This is a genomic window from Nocardioides lentus (assembly GCF_039529515.1).
GTDB classification, from domain to species: Bacteria; Actinomycetota; Actinomycetes; order Propionibacteriales; family Nocardioidaceae; genus Nocardioides; species Nocardioides lentus.
The window spans coordinates 12,543-30,372 of the sequence record NZ_BAAAMY010000014.1; the positions used below are offsets into that span (position 1 = coordinate 12,543).

Below are 17,830 nucleotides of genomic sequence, written 5' to 3' on the forward strand. Positions count from 1 at the left end.
GGCCCCTGGCACCACGGACGGATCCTCGGCACCCTCGACCCATGAGCACCGACGCCTCCGACCGTCCGACCCCCCTGGAGCCGCTCCGCGAGGACTGGGACTCCGCGCTGTGCCTGGTCGCCCACCCCGACGACATGGAGTTCGGCGCCGCCGCCGCGGTGGCCCGATGGACCGAGCAGGGCAAGCGGGTGGTCTACGGCATGGTGACCTCCGGCGAGGCCGGGATCGACGGGCTCGAGCCCGAGGAGTGCCGCCGCGTGCGGGAGGCCGAGCAGGTCGAGTCCGCCCGGCTGGTGGGGGTCGACGTCGTCGAGTTCCTCGGCCTGCCGGACGGGGTGGTGGAGTACGGCGTGGACCTGCGCCGCCGCCTGGCCGAGGTGATCCGCCGACACCGACCCGACGTCGTCATCACCGGCAACCACCGCGAGACCTGGGGTGGCCGGAGCCGCAACCAGGCCGACCACGTCGCCGTGGGCCGCGCAGTGTTGGACGCGGTGCCCGACGCCGGCAACCGCTGGGTCTTCCGCGAGCAGCTGGTCGACGGCCTCGAGCGGTGGGACGGGGTGCGCGAGGTCTGGCTGTTCGGGTCCCCGGCGGCCACCCACGCGGTGGACACGACGGCGACCTTCGCGCGCGGCGTCGCCTCGCTCGAGGCGCACCGTGCCTACATCGAGGGGCTCGGGTGGGCGGACTTCGACGCCCACGAGTTCCTCGAGGGCACCTCCCGTCCGACCGGTGCCAGGCTGGGCACGACGTACGGCGCGGCCTTCGAGGTCTGGCCCACCGGCTGGGGCGAGTGACCCCGCCCGCCTCCGGGTCCCGGTGTCGCGGGACTCCTCACGCCGACAGGCTCAGCACGGCACACCGGCGCTCGTCGAGCCTCGACCACCGGAGCCGTCGTGCCTCCAGCGCCGGACGGCGGGGAGACGGAGCGTGCCCCCGGTCCGCGTCGTCCCCCCCGCGGACGACGCAGACCGAGGGCCCTTCTCCACCCCCCGAGCTCACTTCTTGGTGAAGACCTCGACCCAGTCGACGCGGAAGGCGACGGTGTCCTGACCGGACGGCATCGTCGGCCACGCGCCGGCGATCTGGTGGGTGTGGGTCTGGAAGCCGATCCACATCGCGGTGTGCGGGATCATCGCGCGGTCGGTCACCGTGTGCGTCTTCTTGCCGTCGATCCAGTAGGTCAGCTCGTCGGCCGACCAGCGGACGCTGATCGTGTGCCACTTGCTGAAGTCGTAGCCGGAGTTGAACTTCTGGTCGACGCCGCGGCCCGTGGACGAGCTCGGCTTCTTGTAGTGCGTGCTCTGCGCCATCATGTCGCGCTCGCCGCGGGTCTCGTAGATCTCGTAGAAGTCGAGCTCCGGCGGCCACGTGTTGTCGGCCGGCCAGGTGAGGGCCGCGGCGCTGAAGCCCCGGCCCTTGTCGAACCGCATGCGGGCGTCGATGCGCCCGTACTGCTGCACGGTCGCCTTCCACTTCCAGCCGCCGACCCCGCCGCTGCGCCAGCCGTTCGGCGTGAGGCGGTTGTGGAGCACGAGCTCACCGTTGCTGACCTCGACCTGGTCGCCCGCCCACACGGTGTCGCGGCAGCACCCGGGGGTGCCGGAGAACGTCGTCCACCTGCTGGTGTCGAGCCTGGTGCCGTCGAAGTCGTCGCGACCGACGCTCTGCCACCCGGGCTCCGGGTCGGGCTCCGGCGTGGGCGGGGTCGTCGGGGGCGTCGTCGGGGGCGTCGTCGGAGGCGTCGTCGGGGTCTCCGGAGTCGGCTCCGTGGTCGGGGGCGTGGTCGGGGGCGTGGTCGGGGTCTCCGGCGTCGGCTCCGCGGTCGGAGGCGTCGTGGGAGGCGTCGTGGGAGGCGTCGTGGGAGGCGTCGTGGGAGGCGTCGTGGGGCCCTCCGGCTCGATCGGGGTGTCCTCACCCGGGTTCCACTCGTAGACCCTGATCCAGTCGACGCTCGTGGTCGGACCGGCGGCCCCCCGCGGCAGCCGGCCGCGGGCGTCGCGGTGCACGCTGCTGCGCAGCAGCGGCCACAGGCGGCCCTTCGGCAGGAGCTCCGGGGCGGTGTCGACGCGGGTCACGACACCGTCGACGAGGTAGGTGACCGACTCGGCCGACCAGCGGACGCTGACGGTGCGCCAGGTGGTGAAGTTCGCGCGGCGGGTGGTGGCACGGGTGCGGTTGACGCCCTCGGCGTCCACGAAGTGCGTCGCCTGCTGCGCCCGCTTGCGCGCGGCCCAGGTGGGCGGGCTGGCGTACAGCTCGAGGGCCGGCGGGCCGACCTGCGCGTCGGGCCACATCATCAGGTTCGAGGCGACCCCGGAGCCGCGCCCCGTCATGACGCGCATGTCGATCCGTCCGGAGCTCCGGTTGGCGGCGGCCCAGGACCAGCCGCCGACGGTGCCGGTGGACCAGCGGGCGGCCCCGTCGCGGCCGCTCGTCAGGCGGAGCGCCCCACCGTGCACGCGCACCCGCCAGGGCCGGGCGGTGTCGTTGCCGGCCATCGTGCGGCCGTCGTAGACGTGCCAGCGGTCACGGTCGAGACGCGAGAAGTCCTCGGTGTCGACGAGGTCCCACCCGGCCCCGGAGCCGGCGCTCCCCGCAGCCGCGGTGGACGCCGTGCTCGTCGTGGCCACGACGGCCGTGCCGGAGATCGCGACGGCGGTCAGGGTGAGGGCGGTGGCCAGCCGTCGCAGACGACGACGCGGACCGAGGACGGTGCGGGTGCTGGGGGGAACGGACATGGGGCGACTTCTCCGGCTCAAGGGCCCGCGAGGTCGGGCTTGAGGAAATCTTGAGGTGCCCGTGGCGCTCCCGCTGGGTTTCCCGGATTCTCAGCGGCCGGGGCCCTGACCTGGCACGATCGACGGTTCACCGTCCGCGCCGGCCACCTCGCCGGGACGCTCGAGAGCAGCGGTCAGCCGGGCGACCTCGTCACGGAGCCGGCCGAGCTCCTCGTCGGTCTCGTCGGTCTCGTCACGCACCCGCTCGACCAGCCACGACGCCAACGTCGCCGTGACCGTGCCGAGCAGCGCGATGCCGCCGACCATCAGCAGCACGCCCACCACCCGTCCGGCCGTGGTCACCGGGTAGAGGTCGCCGTAGCCGACGGTCGACATCGTCGTGCAGGCCCACCACACGGCGTCGCCGTACGTCGTGATCAGGGCCCCGGGAGCGCCGCGCTCGGCGTCGAGCACCGCCAGGGCGGCCACGAGCGCCAGCAGCGCGGCCCCGCAGGCGACGTAGAGCGCCACCCGGCCCCGGAACCGACCGGCCGCCGAGCGGTTCAGCACCTGGACCAGGGTGACCAGCCGCAGCAGCTGCAGGGGCCGCAGGAGCGGCAGCACGAGCATCGCGAGGTCCGGCAGGTGCCGGGCGAACCACCGACGGCGGTCGCCCGCCTGGGCGAGCCGCACGAGGTAGTCGACCCCGAAGACGATCCAGACGGACCACGTCACGGCGCTCGCGGCGGCGCGGGCGCTCCCCCCGAGGTCCGGGTCGAGGATCGGCCAGGCGTAGGCCGCGAGGAAGGCGAAGGCGGCGGCCACCAGGGGCCACTCGGTCCGCCGTTCCCAGGCGGTGCGCTCGACGACCACGCCTGCACCCTATGACCGGCCCCGCACACCCCCCGCAGCACGCAGGGCCCCGACCGGTCGGTCGGGGCCCTGCGGGGCCGACGTCGTCGACCGGTGTGCCTCTGCTCCCCCGGCTGGACTCGAACCAGCAACCCTCCGGTTAACAGCCGAATGCTCTGCCAATTGAGCTACAGGGGACCGCTCCGCGGATCACCCCGCGGCGGCGATCACGATAGCAACCGTCCCGAGCGCCTCACCAATCGGATCGGCCCGCACCGAGACCGAGCTCGGCACGGGCGGAGGCCAGGGCCTCCGTCGCCAGCCGTCGCACCTCGGGGTCGGCCGGGTCGACACCCGCGTCGAAGCGGTGGACCCACTGCACCTCGCGGTCCCCGGAGGGGGCACGACGGGCGATCACGAACACGCCCGCGCGGCCGCGCACGGCGACGTGGCGCTGCAGCACGACGGTCGCGGTCACCCGCTCGCGGACCAGCGCGAGGAGCACCGTCGCGGGTCCCAGCACCACCCGGTGCTCGCGGCCCGGTCCCTCGAGCCCGCCGACCTCGACGACGTGGAGCGTGTCGGACTCCTCGTCCCAGTCGGCGGTCTCGACCCGCTCCCAGCCGATCCGGACGTCCCCGGGCAGGTGCAGCGCGTCGCGCGTGCCCGCGACGACCTCGCCGTCGGGGGTCCGGCCCCAGGCGAGCAGCCGCTCCCCCGCCGCCGTGGCGACCACGGGCCGCTCCTCGCGACCCCGGGTCCACCTCACGACTCGTTCACCAGCCGGTCGCGCAGGGTCCGGCGCTGCTGCTCGAGCGCGACGAGCTCGCCGAACATCCGGTTGTACTCCGTCTGCTGCTCGACGGGGTTGGTGCGCTGCAGGCGCGACTTGAGCTGAGCGATCCGGCGCAGCACCGTCAGCTCCTGCAGGCGCACCACGTGCGCGTTGGCGTACGCCGCGTCCGGGGCCGTCGCGCTCGGCACCGGCTCGACCCCCAGGGCGCTGACGGCGGCCCGCGCGGCGGGGTCGGTGGCCGCCTCGGCGACGCGGGAGGCCCACGAGGCGTCGCCGCTGCCCGCGCGGGGGCCCCCGGAGGCCACGACCGCGTCCCACACCCCGCGGTAGGTGGGGTGGGTGAAGTCCTCGCCGTCGAGGTCGTCCACGAGCCGGCCGAGCACCCCGGGGACCTGCACCACCAGCTTCAGCGTCTCCCGCTCCATCGTGAAGCGCGGGTCGCGGAGGTCGGGCAGGGCGGGGCGACGCTCGGGCGCCCCGGCGGTCGGCTCGGCGGGCGCGGCGGGCGCGTCCCGACGGGTGGACCCCGACGGCTCCTTCGGGCCGCGGGCGGCCGCCCGGCGTACCTCCTGGCGGGCCTCCTCCGGGTCGACGCCGACCATCTGCGCCAGCTCGCGGATGAAGGCGTCGACCTTGGAGCGGTCGCGGACGCTGGTGACCAGCCCGGCGGCCTCGCGCAGCGCGTCGACGCGGCTGTCGGCGCGGTCCAGGTCGTAGCGCGCGACGATGTTGGACAGCACGAACCGGTACAGCGGGGTGCGGGAGGCCACGAGCTCGCGCACGGCGCCGTCGCCCTCCTTCAGCCGCAGGTCACAGGGGTCGAGCCCGTCGGGCTGCACCGCGACGTAGGTCTGCGAGACGAAGTTCTGGTCGCCCGCGAAGGCCCGCATCGCCGCCTTCTGGCCCGCCGAGTCGCCGTCGAAGGTGAACACCACCTCGCCGCGGAACTCCTCGTGGTCGTGCATGAAGCGGCGCAGCACCTTGGCGTGGTCGTCGCCGAACGCCGTGCCGCAGGTCGCGACCGCGGTCGGCACGCCCGCCACGTGGCAGGCCATGACGTCGGTGTAGCCCTCGACGATCACCGCCTGCGAGCTCAGGCCGATGTCCTTGCGGGCCAGGTCCAGCCCGTAGAGGACGCGGCTCTTCTTGTAGAGGCTGGTCTCGGGGGTGTTGAGGTACTTCGCGTCGATCCGGTCGTCGTCGAAGAGCCGTCGCGCACCGAACCCGATGACGTCGCCGCCGGCGTCGCGGATCGGCCACAGCAGGCGACCGCGGAAGCGGTCGTACGCCGAACGACCGACCGCGACCAGCCCGGCCGCGACGACCTCCTCCTCGGTGAAGCCCCGCCCGCGCAGGTGGCGCAGCAGCGCCTCGCCGTCGCGGGGCGCGAACCCGACGCCGAAGCGGTCGGCCGCCGACTGGTCGAAGCCGCGGCCGTCGAGGAACCGTCGGCCCTCCACCGCGTCCGGGGTCGTCAGCTGCTCGCGGTAGAAGGCCTCGGCCACCTTGTTGGCCTCGACGAGCCGACCACGCTGCGGACCGCGGGGAGCCTGGGGCCGCCCGTCGTCCTCCTCGCGGCGCAGCTGCACGCCGAACGTCTCGGCGAGCCGCTCCACCGCCTCGACGAACCCGAGCCCGTCGATCTGCTGGAGGAACGCGATCGCGTCACCGCCGGCCTGGCAGCCGAAGCAGTGGTAGAAGCCGCGCGAGGGGTTGACGTGGAACGACGGCGACTTCTCGTCGTGGAAGGGGCACAGCCCCTTCTGCGAGCCGCCCCCGGCGTTGCGGAGCGTGACGTAGGAGGAGACGACCTCGTCGATGCGGGCCTTCTCGCGGACCTCCGCGATGTCCTCGTCCCTGATCCGCCCCACCACGTCGTCACTCTACGGGCGTCCGGGGCGGCGCCGGGCCGACCGTCCCCAGCCCGGCTCAGTACTCGCCGGACATGACGTTGTGCAGCGGCTCCCCCGCGGCGTACCGCTCCAGCTGCGCCCGGACGACGGCGTGCGCCCGTGGCTCCATGGCGCTGGAGGTGCCGCCCACGTGGGGGGTGACCAGCACGTTCGGCGCGGACCACAGCGGGTGGTCGGTGGGCAGCGGCTCGGGGTCGGTCACGTCGAGGGCGGCGTGGAGCCGCTCCGCGCGCAGCTCGGCGAGGAGCGCGTCGGTGTCGACGACGGGCCCCCGGGCCACGTTGACCAGCAGCGCGTCGTCCTTCATGCGCGCCAGGAAGCCCGCGTCGACCAGCCCCCGGGTCTGCCCGGTCAGCGGCACCACGACGATCACCACGTCGACGTCGCCCAGGAGCCCCGGCAGCTCCGAGAAGGCGTGGACGCCCTCGCGGGCGCTCCGGGCCACCCGCACCACCTCCACCTCGAACGGCGTCAGGCGGGCCTCGATGGCCTCGCCGATGGCGCCGTAGCCGAGGATCAGGACCCGACGATCGGCCAGCGCGGGCCGCCACCGCTGCTCCCAGTGGCCGCGGTCCTGGTCGCGCACGAAGACCGGGATGCCCCGCAGCGACGACAGCGTGAGCGTGACGGCGAGCTCGGCGGTCGAGGCGTCGTGGATGCCGCGGCCGTTGCACAGGGTCACACCCTCGGGCACGAAGCCGCGGATGTCGTCGACGCCGGCGGTCTGCGTCTGCACCACCTCCAGGGCGGGCAGGTGCTCCAGCAGGAGGCCGGCGCGACGGCCCCCGCCGATGTAGGTCGGCACCAGGAAGCGCACCTCGTCCTTCGAGGCCGGCAGGTCGTCGACCGTCTCGGGGTCGACCTCCTCGTAGCGCAGGCCGGCGGGCACCTCCCCCAGCGTCTCGACCGGGTAGGGCAGCCAGACCAGGGGGGCCTTCTCGCTCGCGTCGCTCACGCGGAGCACCCTACGAGGCGGCGGTGGCGGCTGACGGCGCTGGCGTCGGTGAGGGAGGCGACCTGGTCCAGCACGACCCGCAGGCGGGCACCGTCGTCCCCGGCCTCGCGCCAGTCGTCGGCGAACGGACGGTCGAGCGACCCGGGCGCGCCGGCGACGAGCACCTCCACGAGCTCGGCGAGCAGCTCGCGCTGACGGGCCATCAGGGCCACTCGGTCGTCGGCCCGCATCACGTAGTGGGCGGCGATGCCCTTGAGCACGGCGATCTCGGTGCGGGTGGCGGCGGGCACCACGAGGTCGCCGCCGTGGCGCACGAGCACGTCGCCGTCCGCCGCCGCCCGCGTCGCGCCCTGCACCGCCCCGCAGAAGCGTCCGATGAGGTCGCTGGTCAGGTTCTTCAACGACGCCAGGGAGGCCCGCGACCCGTCGTACGGCGCGCGCGGCCAGCCGCCGACCCGCCCCAGGTCGGCCAGCGCGCCGGCCAGCGCGTCCTCCTCGACCTCCGGCAGGTACCAGGCGCGGACCGTCTCGAACACCGGCGACGGGTCGGCCAGCACCACCGCCAGGTCCACCCGCCCGGCCACCACGCCGTCCTCGACGTCGTGCACGGAGTAGGCCACGTCGTCGGCGAGGTCCATCACCTGCGCCTCGACGCTGAGCCGTCGGGCCCCCGCGCCCGTGTCGGCCACGCCCCGGCGCATCCAGTCGAAGACCTCGCGGTCGTCGTCGTAGACGCCGAACTTGAGCCCCACCCGCGGCGAGCCGTCGCCGTGGACCCCGACCGGGGCGCCGCCGGCCTCGAGGGCCCCGCCGCGGTCCCAGGGGTACTTGGTGCAGGCGTCGAGCACGGCGCGCGTCAGGTTCAGCCCGACCGAGCGCCCGGCGGCGTCGACGGTCTTGGCCTCGAGGCGGGTCAGCAGCCGCAGCGTCTGCGCGTTGCCCTCGAAGCCGCCGGCGTCGCCACCGAGCTCGTCGAGGAGGCGCTCGCCGTTGTGGCCGAACGGGGGGTGCCCGAGGTCGTGGGCGAGGGCCGCGGACTCGGCGACGTCGGGGTGGCAGCCGAGGGCCCGCGCCAGGTCGCGGGCGACCTGGGCGACCTCGAGGGAGTGCGTGAGGCGGTTGCGGACGAAGTCGTCGGTGCCGGGACCGACCACCTGGGTCTTGGCCGCGAGACGGCGCGAGGAGGCCGCGTGCACCAGGCGGGCACGGTCGCGCTCGAAGGCGGTGCGCTCGGGGGCGTCGACCCGCTTCGGCGGCTCGGGCACGACGCGGGCGCGGTCCGCGTCGTCGTAGAGGTCCTCGACGTGCACCGGGCGGACACTACGGGTGCCCGCCGACGCCCGCTCCGCGGGTGGGACCCGCGACCCGCGACCGAGGCCGCGGGGGCCCCGGGAGGTGTCAGTAGGTCGTGACGTGGACGTGGTCGTAGTGGTTGGCCGTGGTCGAGCCACGGTCCTCCATCGCCCGCCAGCCCTCGCTGCTGCGGTCGACCGACCAGATCCGCTGGGAGTAGATCAGGTAGTTGATGCCGAGCTCGGCGTAGTTGGCCTGCAGGAAGTCCGCGACCTCGTAGCCCCGGTCGCCCGAGACCATGATGTCGATGGCCAGGCCCTGGCCGTGCTCGCCGTCGCTGCGCAGCGTGCCGTAGGTCGTGATGTCCGGGAAGTTGCCGCAGACCACCTCGTGGACCTTCACGATGTTGGGGCTCACGGGGGTCGCGATCGTCGACCCGTTCTCGCAGGACACGTCGAGGCCGGTCTCGGCGGGCTTCTCCTCGGAGAGGTAGCCCGCGGTGACCCACCGCGACTCGCCGTCGACCACGATCTCGTCGCGCCCGGCCTCGGAGCGTCCGGTGACCAGCACCTTCTCCTCCTCGGGGACGGTGCCGAGCTGCGCGGCGGACTCCCCGGGCTCGGACCAGAGGTTGAGCTCCTCGGTGGTCCACAGCCGCGTGTCCGCCTGTGCGACGGCCCGCTCGGTGGCGCGCGCGTCCTCGAGCTCGGCGGCGCGCGCGGCGGCGGCCTGCTCGGCGGCCTCCTGCTCGGCGGCCGCCTGACGGGCCTCCCGGGCCTCGCGCGCCTCGGCGGCGGCCGCGTCGGCACGGCTGGCCGAGCGGCTCGTGCCGACGGCACGCTCGCTCAGCCGCTCCAGGCCGACGCTCTGCGAGACCACGACCTGCTCGACCGGGTCCTGGGCGGTGCCGTAGCCCACCCCGACGGTCGACAGGGTGATGGTCGCGGCGACGGGAGCGGCCACGAGGGCGACTCCGTGCTTGCGGACCGGCCGCTTCTTCTCGGCACGGTGCTTGGCGGCGCGGTGCTTGGCCACAGCGCGGGGTTCCTTAGCTGTTGCTGACGGGGGACGGGCCGGATCGCGAGGGGGGAAGGGTCCGGCGCAGCGTCGGCAGTCAAGCACACGGTGGCGGGCAGGTGAAATCCGCGGTGCACAGGCGGACCGCCCGCGCCCTCAGCCCCCGGAGGCCTCGGCGGCGTCCTCGGAGACGCCCGTCCCGGACCCGTCGGCGTCCTCGAGCCAGCCCTCCGGCAGGGCGACCCGACGGCGCGGGGAGCCCTGGCGACCCCGCGGCGAGCCGAGCTCGGAGACCGGGTACGGCGCGCTCCGGTCGAGGCGGGCGAGCAGCGCGTCGAGGCCCGCGAGGTCCTCCACGGTCGCCAGCGCGCGACGGAGGTCGCCCCCGGCCGGGAAGCCCTTGAGGTACCAGGACACGTGCTTGCGGAGCTCGACGCAGCCGCGGGTCTCCCCCATGATCGCGCCGAGGAGCTCGGCGTGGCGCCGCATCATGTCGGCGACCTCCCCGAGGGTCGGCAGCGCCGGGCGGGGCGCTCCGGCGAAGGCGGCCGCCAGGTCGGCGAACAGCCACGGGCGGCCCAGGCACCCGCGCCCCACGACGACCCCGGCCGCACCGGTCTGCTCCACCATCCGCAGTGCGTCGTCGGCCTCCCAGACGTCGCCGTTGCCGAGGACGGGGATGTCGAGGTCGGCGACCAGCTCACCGATGGGCGCCCAGTCGGCCTCCCCGGCGTAGGCCTGCTCGACGGTGCGGCCGTGGAGCGCGATCGCCGCGCACCCCGACTCCTGCGCGATCCGACCGGCGTCGCGGTAGGTGAGGTGGTCCGCGTCGATGCCCAGACGGGTCTTCATCGTCACCGGGACGTCGTAGGGCGCACAGGCCGCGACGGCCGCGTCGAGGATCTCCCCGAGCAGCCCGCGCTTCCAGGGCAGCGCCCCGCCGCCGCCCTTGCGGGTCACCTTGGGGACCGGGCAGCCGAAGTTGAGGTCGACGTGGGCGACGCCGTACTCGGCGCAGAGGATCTCCGCGGCCTTCCCGACGTACGTCGGGTCGGTGCCGTACAGCTGCACCGACCGGGTGGTCTCGGCCTCGTCGAAGACGAGCATCCGCAGCGTGTGGTCGTCGCGCTCGACGATGCCGCGCGAGGTGATCATCTCGCACACGTAGAGCCCCGCGCCCTGCTCCGCGCACAGCCGACGGTAGGCCGCGTTGGTGACCCCGGCCATCGGCGCCAGCACCACGGGCGTGTCCACGTGGAGGGGCCCCAGCGTCAGTCCGGGGTGCGGCGCGAGGGCGGTGCTCATGGGCCGATTCTCTCATCGTCGCCCACCCCGTGCCGCACCCGCCGCACCCGGAGGCCCCCCGCCGGTCGGACCCCGCCGGTCGGACCCCGCCGGCCCCGCGCCTGCCGCGGGGCGCATCGGCGACCACGACGCAGGGCGTCGCACCCGCTGACCCTGCCGCCCGGGCCGGGGGTCAGCCCCGACCGCCGCCGTTCTGGCCGCCGTTCTGGCCGCCGCCCTGGCCGCCGTTCTGGCCACCGTCCTGGCCGCCCTGGCCGCCCTGGCCACCCGGGCCGGTGATCTCACCGACCCAGGTGATGGGCTCGACGTCCTCGCTCGGACGGAAGCTCACGGCCTCGGCCTCGCCGCGGCGGGGGGCGAGGAAGACCAGGCAGGCCGTGGTGCGGGCGCCCGGCCGGAAGCGGCCCGGCAGCGGCTCGCTGGGGCACGCCTCGAAGCTGCTCCCGAAGGTCGAGCGCTCCACGAGGGTGTCGGAGTCGTCCAGCAGGTAGAGCGGCACGCCGACCCCGCCGAGCGGGGTCTCGCCGATGTTCTCGATCCGCGCGGTCACGAAGTACGGCGTCGAGCGGCGCACCGCCTCGCTGATGCGGAACGCCGAGAACTCGTCGAGCGAGACCTCACGGACCTCCTCGACCGTCAGGTCGAGGACGCCGGTCGTGCCCTCGCGCGGCGACCAGACGACCTCGGCCGACTCGCCCAGCGCGAGCTCGGTGCCCTGCTCGGTCAGCTCGACACCCTCGGGCAGCTCCGGGACCGGCGTGGAGGAGGAACCCGCCGCGTCGGCGCCGGCGCCGGCGCTCGGGTCGCCCCCGGCCGCCCCGTCGTCGGCGCCGTCCTCGGCCCCGTCGCCGGAGCACCCGGCGAGGACGGCCGAGGCCAGCAGCAGACCCGACACCCCAGCGGCGAAACGTCGACCTCTCACGGCGTCATCATGCCGCAGCGCACGAGGGGGCCGGGTCAGCAACCGACGAGACGCTGCGCGAACCAGGAGGAGATGCCCTCGAGGCTGACCCGCTCCTGGGTCATGGTGTCGCGCTCGCGGACCGTGACCGCGCCGTCCTCGAGGGTGTCGAAGTCGACGGTCACGCAGTAGGGCGTGCCGATCTCGTCCTGGCGGCGGTAGCGACGGCCGATGGCACCCGAGTCGTCGAAGTCGACGTTCCAGACCCGACGGAGCTCGGTGGCCAGCGCCTTCGCCTTCGGCGACAGGTCGGCGTTGCGCGACAGCGGCAGCACGGCGACCTTGATCGGCGCGAGACGCGGGTCCAGGCGCAGCACGGTGCGCTTGTCGACCCCACCCTTGGTGTTGGGGGCCTCGTCGACCTCGAACGCATCCATCAGGAAGGCCATCACGCTGCGCGTCAGACCGGCCGCGGGCTCGATGACGTAGGGCACGTAGCGCTCGCCGGCCGCCTGGTCGAAGTAGGACAGGTCCACGCCCGAGTGCTCGCTGTGCTGGGTCAGGTCGTAGTCGGTGCGGTTCGCGATCCCCTCGAGCTCCTCGAAGTCGCGCTCGGAGAAGCCGAAGCGGTACTCGATGTCGACGGTGCGCTTCGAGTAGTGCGACAGCTTCTCCTTCGGGTGCTCGAAGTGCCGCAGGTTGGCCGGGTCGATGCCCAGGTCGGTGTACCAGGCGGTGCGGACGTCGATCCAGTGCTGGTGCAGCTCCTCGTCCTCGCCCGGCTTGACGAAGTACTCCATCTCCATCTGCTCGAACTCGCGGGTGCGGAAGATGAAGTTGCCCGGGGTGATCTCGTTGCGGAAGCTCTTGCCCATCTGGGCGATCCCGAACGGCGGCTTCTGGCGGCTCGAGGTCACCACGTTGGCGAAGTTGAGGAAGATGCCCTGCGCCGTCTCGGGGCGCAGGTAGTGCAGGCCCGACTCGTCCTCGATGACGCCGAGGTAGGTCTTCAGCATCATGTTGAACTGCCGCGGCTCGGTCCACGCGGCGCGGGTGCCGCAGTTGGGGCAGGCCACCGACGCGTTGATGTCGACGGAGTCGGGGTCGGCGATGTCCTTCTTGCCGGCGTACTCCTCCTGCAGGTGGTCCTCGCGGAAGCGCTTGTGGCAGGACTGGCACTCGACCAGGGGGTCGGTGAACGTCTTGAGGTGGCCGCTGGCCTCCCAGGTCCGCCGCGGCAGGATCACCGAGGAGTCGAGGCCCACCACGTCCTCGCGGGCGTGGACCATCGAGCGCCACCACTGGCGCTTGATGTTCTCCTTCAGCTCGACCCCCAGCGGGCCGTAGTCCCACGCCGACCGCGTCCCGCCGTAGATCTCGCCGCTGGGGAACACGAACCCCCGGCGCTTGGCGAGCGAGACGACCTGGTCGAGGGTGCTGGGGGGCGGCTTCGCCACGGGTGGGGCTCCTGCTCCGTACGGCGCCGGTGGGCGCGGGCGGGGACCGACCGGCTGCCGGACCTCCGAAGGGGTCAGCCTATCGAGCGCGCGCCGGGGTCGTTGCCGGTGGCACCGGGCTCGAGGACCTCGTAGGCGCTGGGCTCGTCGACGGCCCGCGAGAGCAGCGGGACCGCCCCGAGCTTGACGTCGTAGGACGACAGCGCGCGACGGTAGGCCCCCACGTGCTCCCACCGCGTGGCCAGCACCCACAGGCCCGGGTCGTCGACGTTGCGACCCAGCTCGCCGCCGGTGTAGCCGGGTCGCGCCGCGAGCAGCGCGTGGGCCGCCTCGGCGTCGGCGCGGAAGGCGGACTCGTCGCCCGCCTCGACACGGAACCTGGTCACGACGATCACCGGCCCAGCCAAGCAGACCGCGAGGACCCGCCCCGGTTTGACATCGGTTCTCAGCGACGCTGAGAATGATTGTCATGCATATGAGTCGTCTCCGCTCCCGCTCCGCCCTGCCGGCCCTCGCCGCCGCCGCCGTCCTGGTGCTCTCCGGCTGTGGCGCGCTGACCGGGTCGGGGGACGACTCCGCGGCCGCCGCGGACGGGGGCGGCCCGCAGGTCGTGGCCGCGTTCTACCCGCTCGCCTGGGCCACCCAGCAGGTCGCGGGCGACCGCGTCGACGTGGCCAACCTGACCTCGCCCGGCGCCGAGCCCCACGACCTCGAGCTCGGCATCGGCGAGACCGCCGAGCTCAGCGAGGCCGACCTCGTCGTCTACGAGGCCGGCTTCCAGGCGGCGGTCGACGACGCCGTGGCCGAGAACGCCTCCGGCGGGACCCTCGACGCCGCCGAGGTGGTCGACCTGATCCCGGCCTCCGAGGAGGACGACCACGACCACGAGGGCGAGGAGCACGCCGAGGGCGAGCACGACCACGCGGGCGAGGAGCACGCCGACGAGGCGCACTCCGAGGACGAGGCGCACTCCGAGGACGAGCACGACCACGGCGACACCGACCCGCACTTCTGGCAGGACCCGATGCGCATGGCCGACCTCGCCGACGCGGTCGCCGACTCGCTGGGCGAGATCGACCCCGACGGGGCCGAGACCTACGCCGACAACGCGGCGGCCCTGCGCGAGGAGCTGACCGACCTCGACGCGGCGTACGCCGACGGCCTCGCCTCCTGCGAGCGCGACGTCGTCGTGGTCAACCACGGCGCGTTCGGCTACCTCGGCAAGTACGGCCTGTCCTTCGAGGCCATCACCGGCCTCACCCCGGACGCCGAGCCGACCCCGGCCGCCCGCGCCGAGATCGAGCTCCTCGCGCGCGAGGAGGGCGTCACCACGGTGTTCTCCGAGACCCTCGTCAGCCCGGAGGCGGCGCAGTCGCTGGCCGACGACCTCGGCGTCGAGATGGCGACCCTGGACCCGGTCGAGGGGCTGAGCGACCAGACCGCCGACCAGGACTACCTTTCCCTCATGCGCTCCAACCTCGAGGCCCTGCAGGCGGCGAACGGCTGTTGAGGTCCCCCGCCGCCCCCGCAGGGGGTCCGACCGGCTCCACCGGCACCGTCGTCGAGGTCCTCGGCGGCGGTGTCGTGCTGGGAGGACGTCCCGTGCTGCGCGACGTCGACCTCACCGTCCCCGCCGGTCAGTTCGTCGCCGTCGTCGGCGCGAACGGGTCCGGCAAGTCGACCCTGATCCGCGCGCTCGTCGGCCTCCGGCCGGTCACCTCGGGCCGGGTGCGGCTCTTCGGGGTGGACCAGCGCGAGTTCACCGACTGGGGGCGCGTCGGGTACGTGCCGCAGCGGGCCGGTGCGGGGTCCGGCGTCCCGGCCTCCGTCTGGGAGGTCGTCGCCTCCGGCCGCCTCGTGCACCGCCGGCTGCTGCGCCCACTGACCCGCACCGACCGCCGGGCCGTCGCCGACGCCCTCGAGGTGGTCGGCCTGGCCCACCGCGCCGCCGACCCGGTCTCCACGCTGTCCGGTGGGCAGCAGCAGCGGGTCCTCATCGCCCGGGCCCTCGTGTCGGGCCCCGACCTCCTCGTGCTCGACGAGCCCACCGCGGGCGTCGACGCCGCCAACCAGCTGGCGCTCGCCGACGCCCTGGCCACGCTGTCGGCCACCGGCGCCACCGTCGTGCTCGTCACCCACGAGCTCGGGCCCCTCTCGCGCCTGGTCGAGCGCACCGTCACCGTGCGCGAGGGGCGGATCGTCGACGACCGCGTCGGCGCCTCCGACCCGTACGGCCACCCCCACGACCACCACCACACCCGGCCGACCCGGCACGACCACGCCCCCCACCTCGGGGCGCCGGTCGACGGGCTGGGCGACCCCGGCGCGAGCGGAGCCCGCGGATGATCGAGCTGCTGTCGTACGACTTCATGCAGCGCGCGCTGATCGCCGCGGTGTTCGTCGGCATCGCCGCGCCCCTCGTCGGGGTCTACCTGGTGCAGCGTCGTCTGGCGCTGATGGGCGACGGCATCGGCCACGTCGCCGTCACCGGGGTCGCGCTCGGCCTGCTCACCGGCGCCTCCCCGACCTGGACCGCCGTGGGGGTCGCGGTGCTCGGCGCGATCGCGATCGAGCTGATCCGGGAGTTCGGCCACACCAACGGCGACGTCGCCCTCGCGCTGCTGTTCTACGGCGGGCTGGCCGGCGGCGTGCTCATCACCGGCGTCGCCGGGGAGAGCGCCAGCCGCCTGCAGGAGTACCTGTTCGGCGCGATCACCACGATCTCCGTCGCCGACGTCTGGTTCACGATGGTGCTGGCCGCGGTGGTGGTCGTGGTGGCGGTCGGGCTGCTCCCCCAGCTCTTCGCGGTCACCCACGACCCCGAGTTCGCGCGGGTGGCGGGGCTGCGGGTGCGGCTGTACCACGTGCTGATCGCGGTGCTCGCCGCCGTCACGGTGACGGTGGCGATGCGCACCGTCGGGCTGCTGCTGGTCTCGGCCCTCATGGTCATCCCGGTCGCGACGGCCCAGCAGGTGGTCGGCTCGTTCCGTCGCACCGTGTGGGTGGCGATGGTCCTGGGGCTCGGCGCCTCCACGGGCGGCCTGCTGCTCGCGGCGTACCTGTCGTTCTCGGCCCGGGTGTCCCCCGGCCCCACGATCGTGCTGGTCGCGCTCGCCGGGTTCGCCGTCACCTGGCCGGTGGGCGTGTGGATGCGCCGGCGCCGGGCGCAGCGCACCCCGTTCCCCCACGAGGGCGTGGGCGCCGTGCCGCACGTCGCCGTCGACGACCACCACCCGGACGACCACGCCGAGCACCGGCACGGCGACGGCTGCGGGCATCCGGCGGTCGAGCACGGGGACCACGTCGACTACCTTCACGACGGGCACCGTCACGCCGCCCACGGAGGTCACTATGACGAGCACTGACAGCGACGAGAGCACACCCGCCCCGGCCGGCCGGCCCACCCGGCAGCGCCGGGCTGTGGCCGAGGCCCTCGACTCCTTCGACGACTTCCGCTCCGCCCAGGAGATCCACGAGCTGCTCGGGCGCGCGGGGCAGAAGGTCGGCCTGGCCACCGTCTACCGGACCCTGCAGCGCCTGTCGGCGGCCGGCGAGGTCGACATGCTGCGCACCGAGGACGGCGAGGCCATCTACCGCCGCTGCTCCACGACCCACCACCACCACCTGGTGTGCCGGGCGTGCGGGCGGACCGTCGAGGTCGAGGGCCCCGCCGTCGAGCGCTGGACCAACGCGATCGCCTCCGAGCACGGGTTCGTCGACGTCGCCCACACCCTCGAGCTCTTCGGCACCTGCGCGGACTGCGCCGACCGGGGCGCCGACCGGAGCGCCGACCGGAGCGCCGACCGCACCGACGGTGCGGCGCGCTGACCGTCTAGGTCGCGCCGCCGTAGCGGCGCGAGCGCCCGGCGTACTCCTCGACGGCGGCCCACAGGTGACGCCGGTCGACGTCGGGCCAGAGCACGTCGGTGAAGACCAGCTCGGAGTACGCCGCCTGCCAGAGCATGAAGTTGCTGAGGCGCTGCTCCCCCGAGGTGCGCCAGACCAGGTCGGCGTCGGCGACCTCGGGCACGTAGAGGTGGCGCGCGAGCGTCCTCTCGTCGACGCGGTCGGCCCGCAGGCGGCCCGCGGCCACCTCGGTCGCGATGGAGCGGGCGGCGTCGGCGAGCTCGGCGCGTCCGCCGTAGTTGACGCACATCGTCAGCGTCAGCACGTCGTTGTCGCGCGTCAGCTCCTCGGCGCGCTGCAGCTCGGAGACGACCGAGCGCCACAGCCGCGGCCGGCGCCCCGCCCAGCGCACCCTGACCCCGAGCTCGTGCATCTGGTCGCGGCGCCGCCGGATCACGTCGCGGTTGAAGCCCATGAGGAAGCGCACCTCCTCCGGCGAGCGCGACCAGTTCTCGGTCGAGAAGGCGTACGCCGAGATCGCGCGGACGCCGACCTCGATGGCGCCCTGCACGACGTCGAACAGCGAGTCCTCGCCCCGCTCGTGGCCCGCGGTGCGCGGCAGTCCGCGCTGACGCGCCCACCGGCCGTTGCCGTCCATCACGATCGCGACGTGGCGCGGGACGAGGTCGGCGGGGACCTCGGGAGGACGAGCCCCGGACACGTGGGGGTCCGGTGGCCGGGGGACGGCGCTCACGTGCGCGACACTAGTGGC

General features: G+C 74.3%; 17 protein-coding genes and 1 tRNA gene. 5 read left to right on the forward strand and 13 right to left on the reverse strand.

Features of this window, described 5'->3' with window-relative positions:
* The first annotated feature begins 41 nt into the window (after window positions 1-41).
* The gene (locus ABD158_RS17420; RefSeq protein WP_344008940.1) at window positions 42-800 is read left to right on the forward strand and encodes a PIG-L deacetylase family protein; all 759 of its coding nucleotides are present in this window, start codon (window positions 42-44) and stop codon (window positions 798-800) included.
* A gap of 201 nt (window positions 801-1,001) precedes the next feature.
* Here the strand turns inward: ABD158_RS17420 and ABD158_RS17425 are convergent, their stop codons facing one another.
* The 12 genes from ABD158_RS17425 to ABD158_RS17480 all read right to left on the reverse strand — a co-directional run bounded on the left by ABD158_RS17425 (window position 1,002) and on the right by ABD158_RS17480 (window position 13,607).
* Entirely contained in the window at window positions 1,002-2,744 is a 1,743-nt protein-coding gene (locus ABD158_RS17425) for a family 16 glycosylhydrolase (protein WP_344008942.1), read from the reverse strand.
* Window positions 2,745-2,834: 90 nt separating this feature from the next.
* Window positions 2,835-3,596 carry a potassium channel family protein gene (locus ABD158_RS17430; protein WP_344008944.1) on the reverse strand — a complete coding sequence of 254 codons (762 nt, stop codon included), beginning with the start codon at window positions 3,594-3,596 and terminating at the stop codon, window positions 2,835-2,837.
* Between the two features lie 104 nt (window positions 3,597-3,700).
* A tRNA-Asn gene (locus ABD158_RS17435) sits at window positions 3,701-3,773 on the reverse strand.
* 55 nt (window positions 3,774-3,828) lie between these two features.
* Window positions 3,829-4,311 carry a hypothetical protein gene (locus ABD158_RS17440; RefSeq protein ID WP_344008946.1) on the reverse strand — a complete coding sequence of 161 codons (483 nt, stop codon included), beginning with the start codon at window positions 4,309-4,311 and terminating at the stop codon, window positions 3,829-3,831.
* A 29-nt stretch (window positions 4,312-4,340) separates the two neighbouring features.
* Window positions 4,341-6,245 (reverse strand): DNA primase, encoded by a 1,905-nt coding sequence (gene dnaG, locus ABD158_RS17445; RefSeq protein ID WP_344008948.1) that lies wholly within the window; start codon window positions 6,243-6,245, stop codon window positions 4,341-4,343.
* Between the two features lie 55 nt (window positions 6,246-6,300).
* Window positions 6,301-7,239, reverse strand: coding sequence for a 2-hydroxyacid dehydrogenase (locus ABD158_RS17450; protein ID WP_344008950.1), 939 nt, complete (start codon window positions 7,237-7,239; stop codon window positions 6,301-6,303).
* Window positions 7,236-8,549: a deoxyguanosinetriphosphate triphosphohydrolase gene (locus tag ABD158_RS17455; RefSeq protein ID WP_344008952.1), complete on the reverse strand. Its 1,314-nt coding sequence runs from the start codon at window positions 8,547-8,549 to the stop codon at window positions 7,236-7,238. Before ABD158_RS17455 ends, ABD158_RS17450 begins: the two co-directional genes overlap by 4 nt.
* A gap of 88 nt (window positions 8,550-8,637) precedes the next feature.
* Complete coding sequence (locus ABD158_RS17460; RefSeq protein WP_344008954.1) at window positions 8,638-9,567, reverse strand: VldE C-terminal domain-containing protein; 930 nt, start codon at window positions 9,565-9,567, stop codon at window positions 8,638-8,640.
* Between the two features lie 138 nt (window positions 9,568-9,705).
* A complete protein-coding gene (dusB, locus tag ABD158_RS17465; RefSeq protein ID WP_344008956.1) occupies window positions 9,706-10,854 on the reverse strand; it encodes a tRNA dihydrouridine synthase DusB in 1,149 nt (382 codons plus the stop codon).
* 172 nt (window positions 10,855-11,026) lie between these two features.
* Window positions 11,027-11,776 carry a hypothetical protein gene (locus ABD158_RS17470; protein WP_344008958.1) on the reverse strand — a complete coding sequence of 250 codons (750 nt, stop codon included), beginning with the start codon at window positions 11,774-11,776 and terminating at the stop codon, window positions 11,027-11,029.
* A 35-nt stretch (window positions 11,777-11,811) separates the two neighbouring features.
* Window positions 11,812-13,212 (reverse strand): glycine--tRNA ligase, encoded by a 1,401-nt coding sequence (locus ABD158_RS17475; RefSeq protein ID WP_344008960.1) that lies wholly within the window; start codon window positions 13,210-13,212, stop codon window positions 11,812-11,814.
* 74 nt (window positions 13,213-13,286) lie between these two features.
* A complete protein-coding gene (locus ABD158_RS17480; RefSeq protein ID WP_344008962.1) occupies window positions 13,287-13,607 on the reverse strand; it encodes an antibiotic biosynthesis monooxygenase family protein in 321 nt (106 codons plus the stop codon).
* Between the two features lie 80 nt (window positions 13,608-13,687).
* Between ABD158_RS17480 and ABD158_RS17485 the strand changes: the two genes are divergently transcribed.
* From ABD158_RS17485 to ABD158_RS17500, 4 genes are read left to right on the forward strand one after another with little or no spacing between them, the layout of a single operon-like run.
* Window positions 13,688-14,722 (forward strand): metal ABC transporter substrate-binding protein, encoded by a 1,035-nt coding sequence (locus ABD158_RS17485; protein ID WP_344008964.1) that lies wholly within the window; start codon window positions 13,688-13,690, stop codon window positions 14,720-14,722.
* Window positions 14,719-15,558 carry a metal ABC transporter ATP-binding protein gene (locus ABD158_RS17490; RefSeq protein ID WP_344008966.1) on the forward strand — a complete coding sequence of 280 codons (840 nt, stop codon included), beginning with the start codon at window positions 14,719-14,721 and terminating at the stop codon, window positions 15,556-15,558. The genes ABD158_RS17485 and ABD158_RS17490 overlap by 4 nt, the downstream gene beginning before the upstream one ends.
* Entirely contained in the window at window positions 15,555-16,577 is a 1,023-nt protein-coding gene (locus ABD158_RS17495; protein ID WP_344008968.1) for a metal ABC transporter permease, read from the forward strand. Before ABD158_RS17490 ends, ABD158_RS17495 begins: the two co-directional genes overlap by 4 nt.
* The gene (locus ABD158_RS17500; protein WP_344008970.1) at window positions 16,564-17,040 is read left to right on the forward strand and encodes a Fur family transcriptional regulator; all 477 of its coding nucleotides are present in this window, start codon (window positions 16,564-16,566) and stop codon (window positions 17,038-17,040) included. Before ABD158_RS17495 ends, ABD158_RS17500 begins: the two co-directional genes overlap by 14 nt.
* Window positions 17,041-17,044: 4 nt before the next feature.
* Here the strand turns inward: ABD158_RS17500 and ABD158_RS17505 are convergent, their stop codons facing one another.
* A complete protein-coding gene (locus ABD158_RS17505) occupies window positions 17,045-17,812 on the reverse strand; it encodes an isoprenyl transferase (protein ID WP_344008972.1) in 768 nt (255 codons plus the stop codon).
* Window positions 17,813-17,830 lie beyond the last annotated feature (18 nt).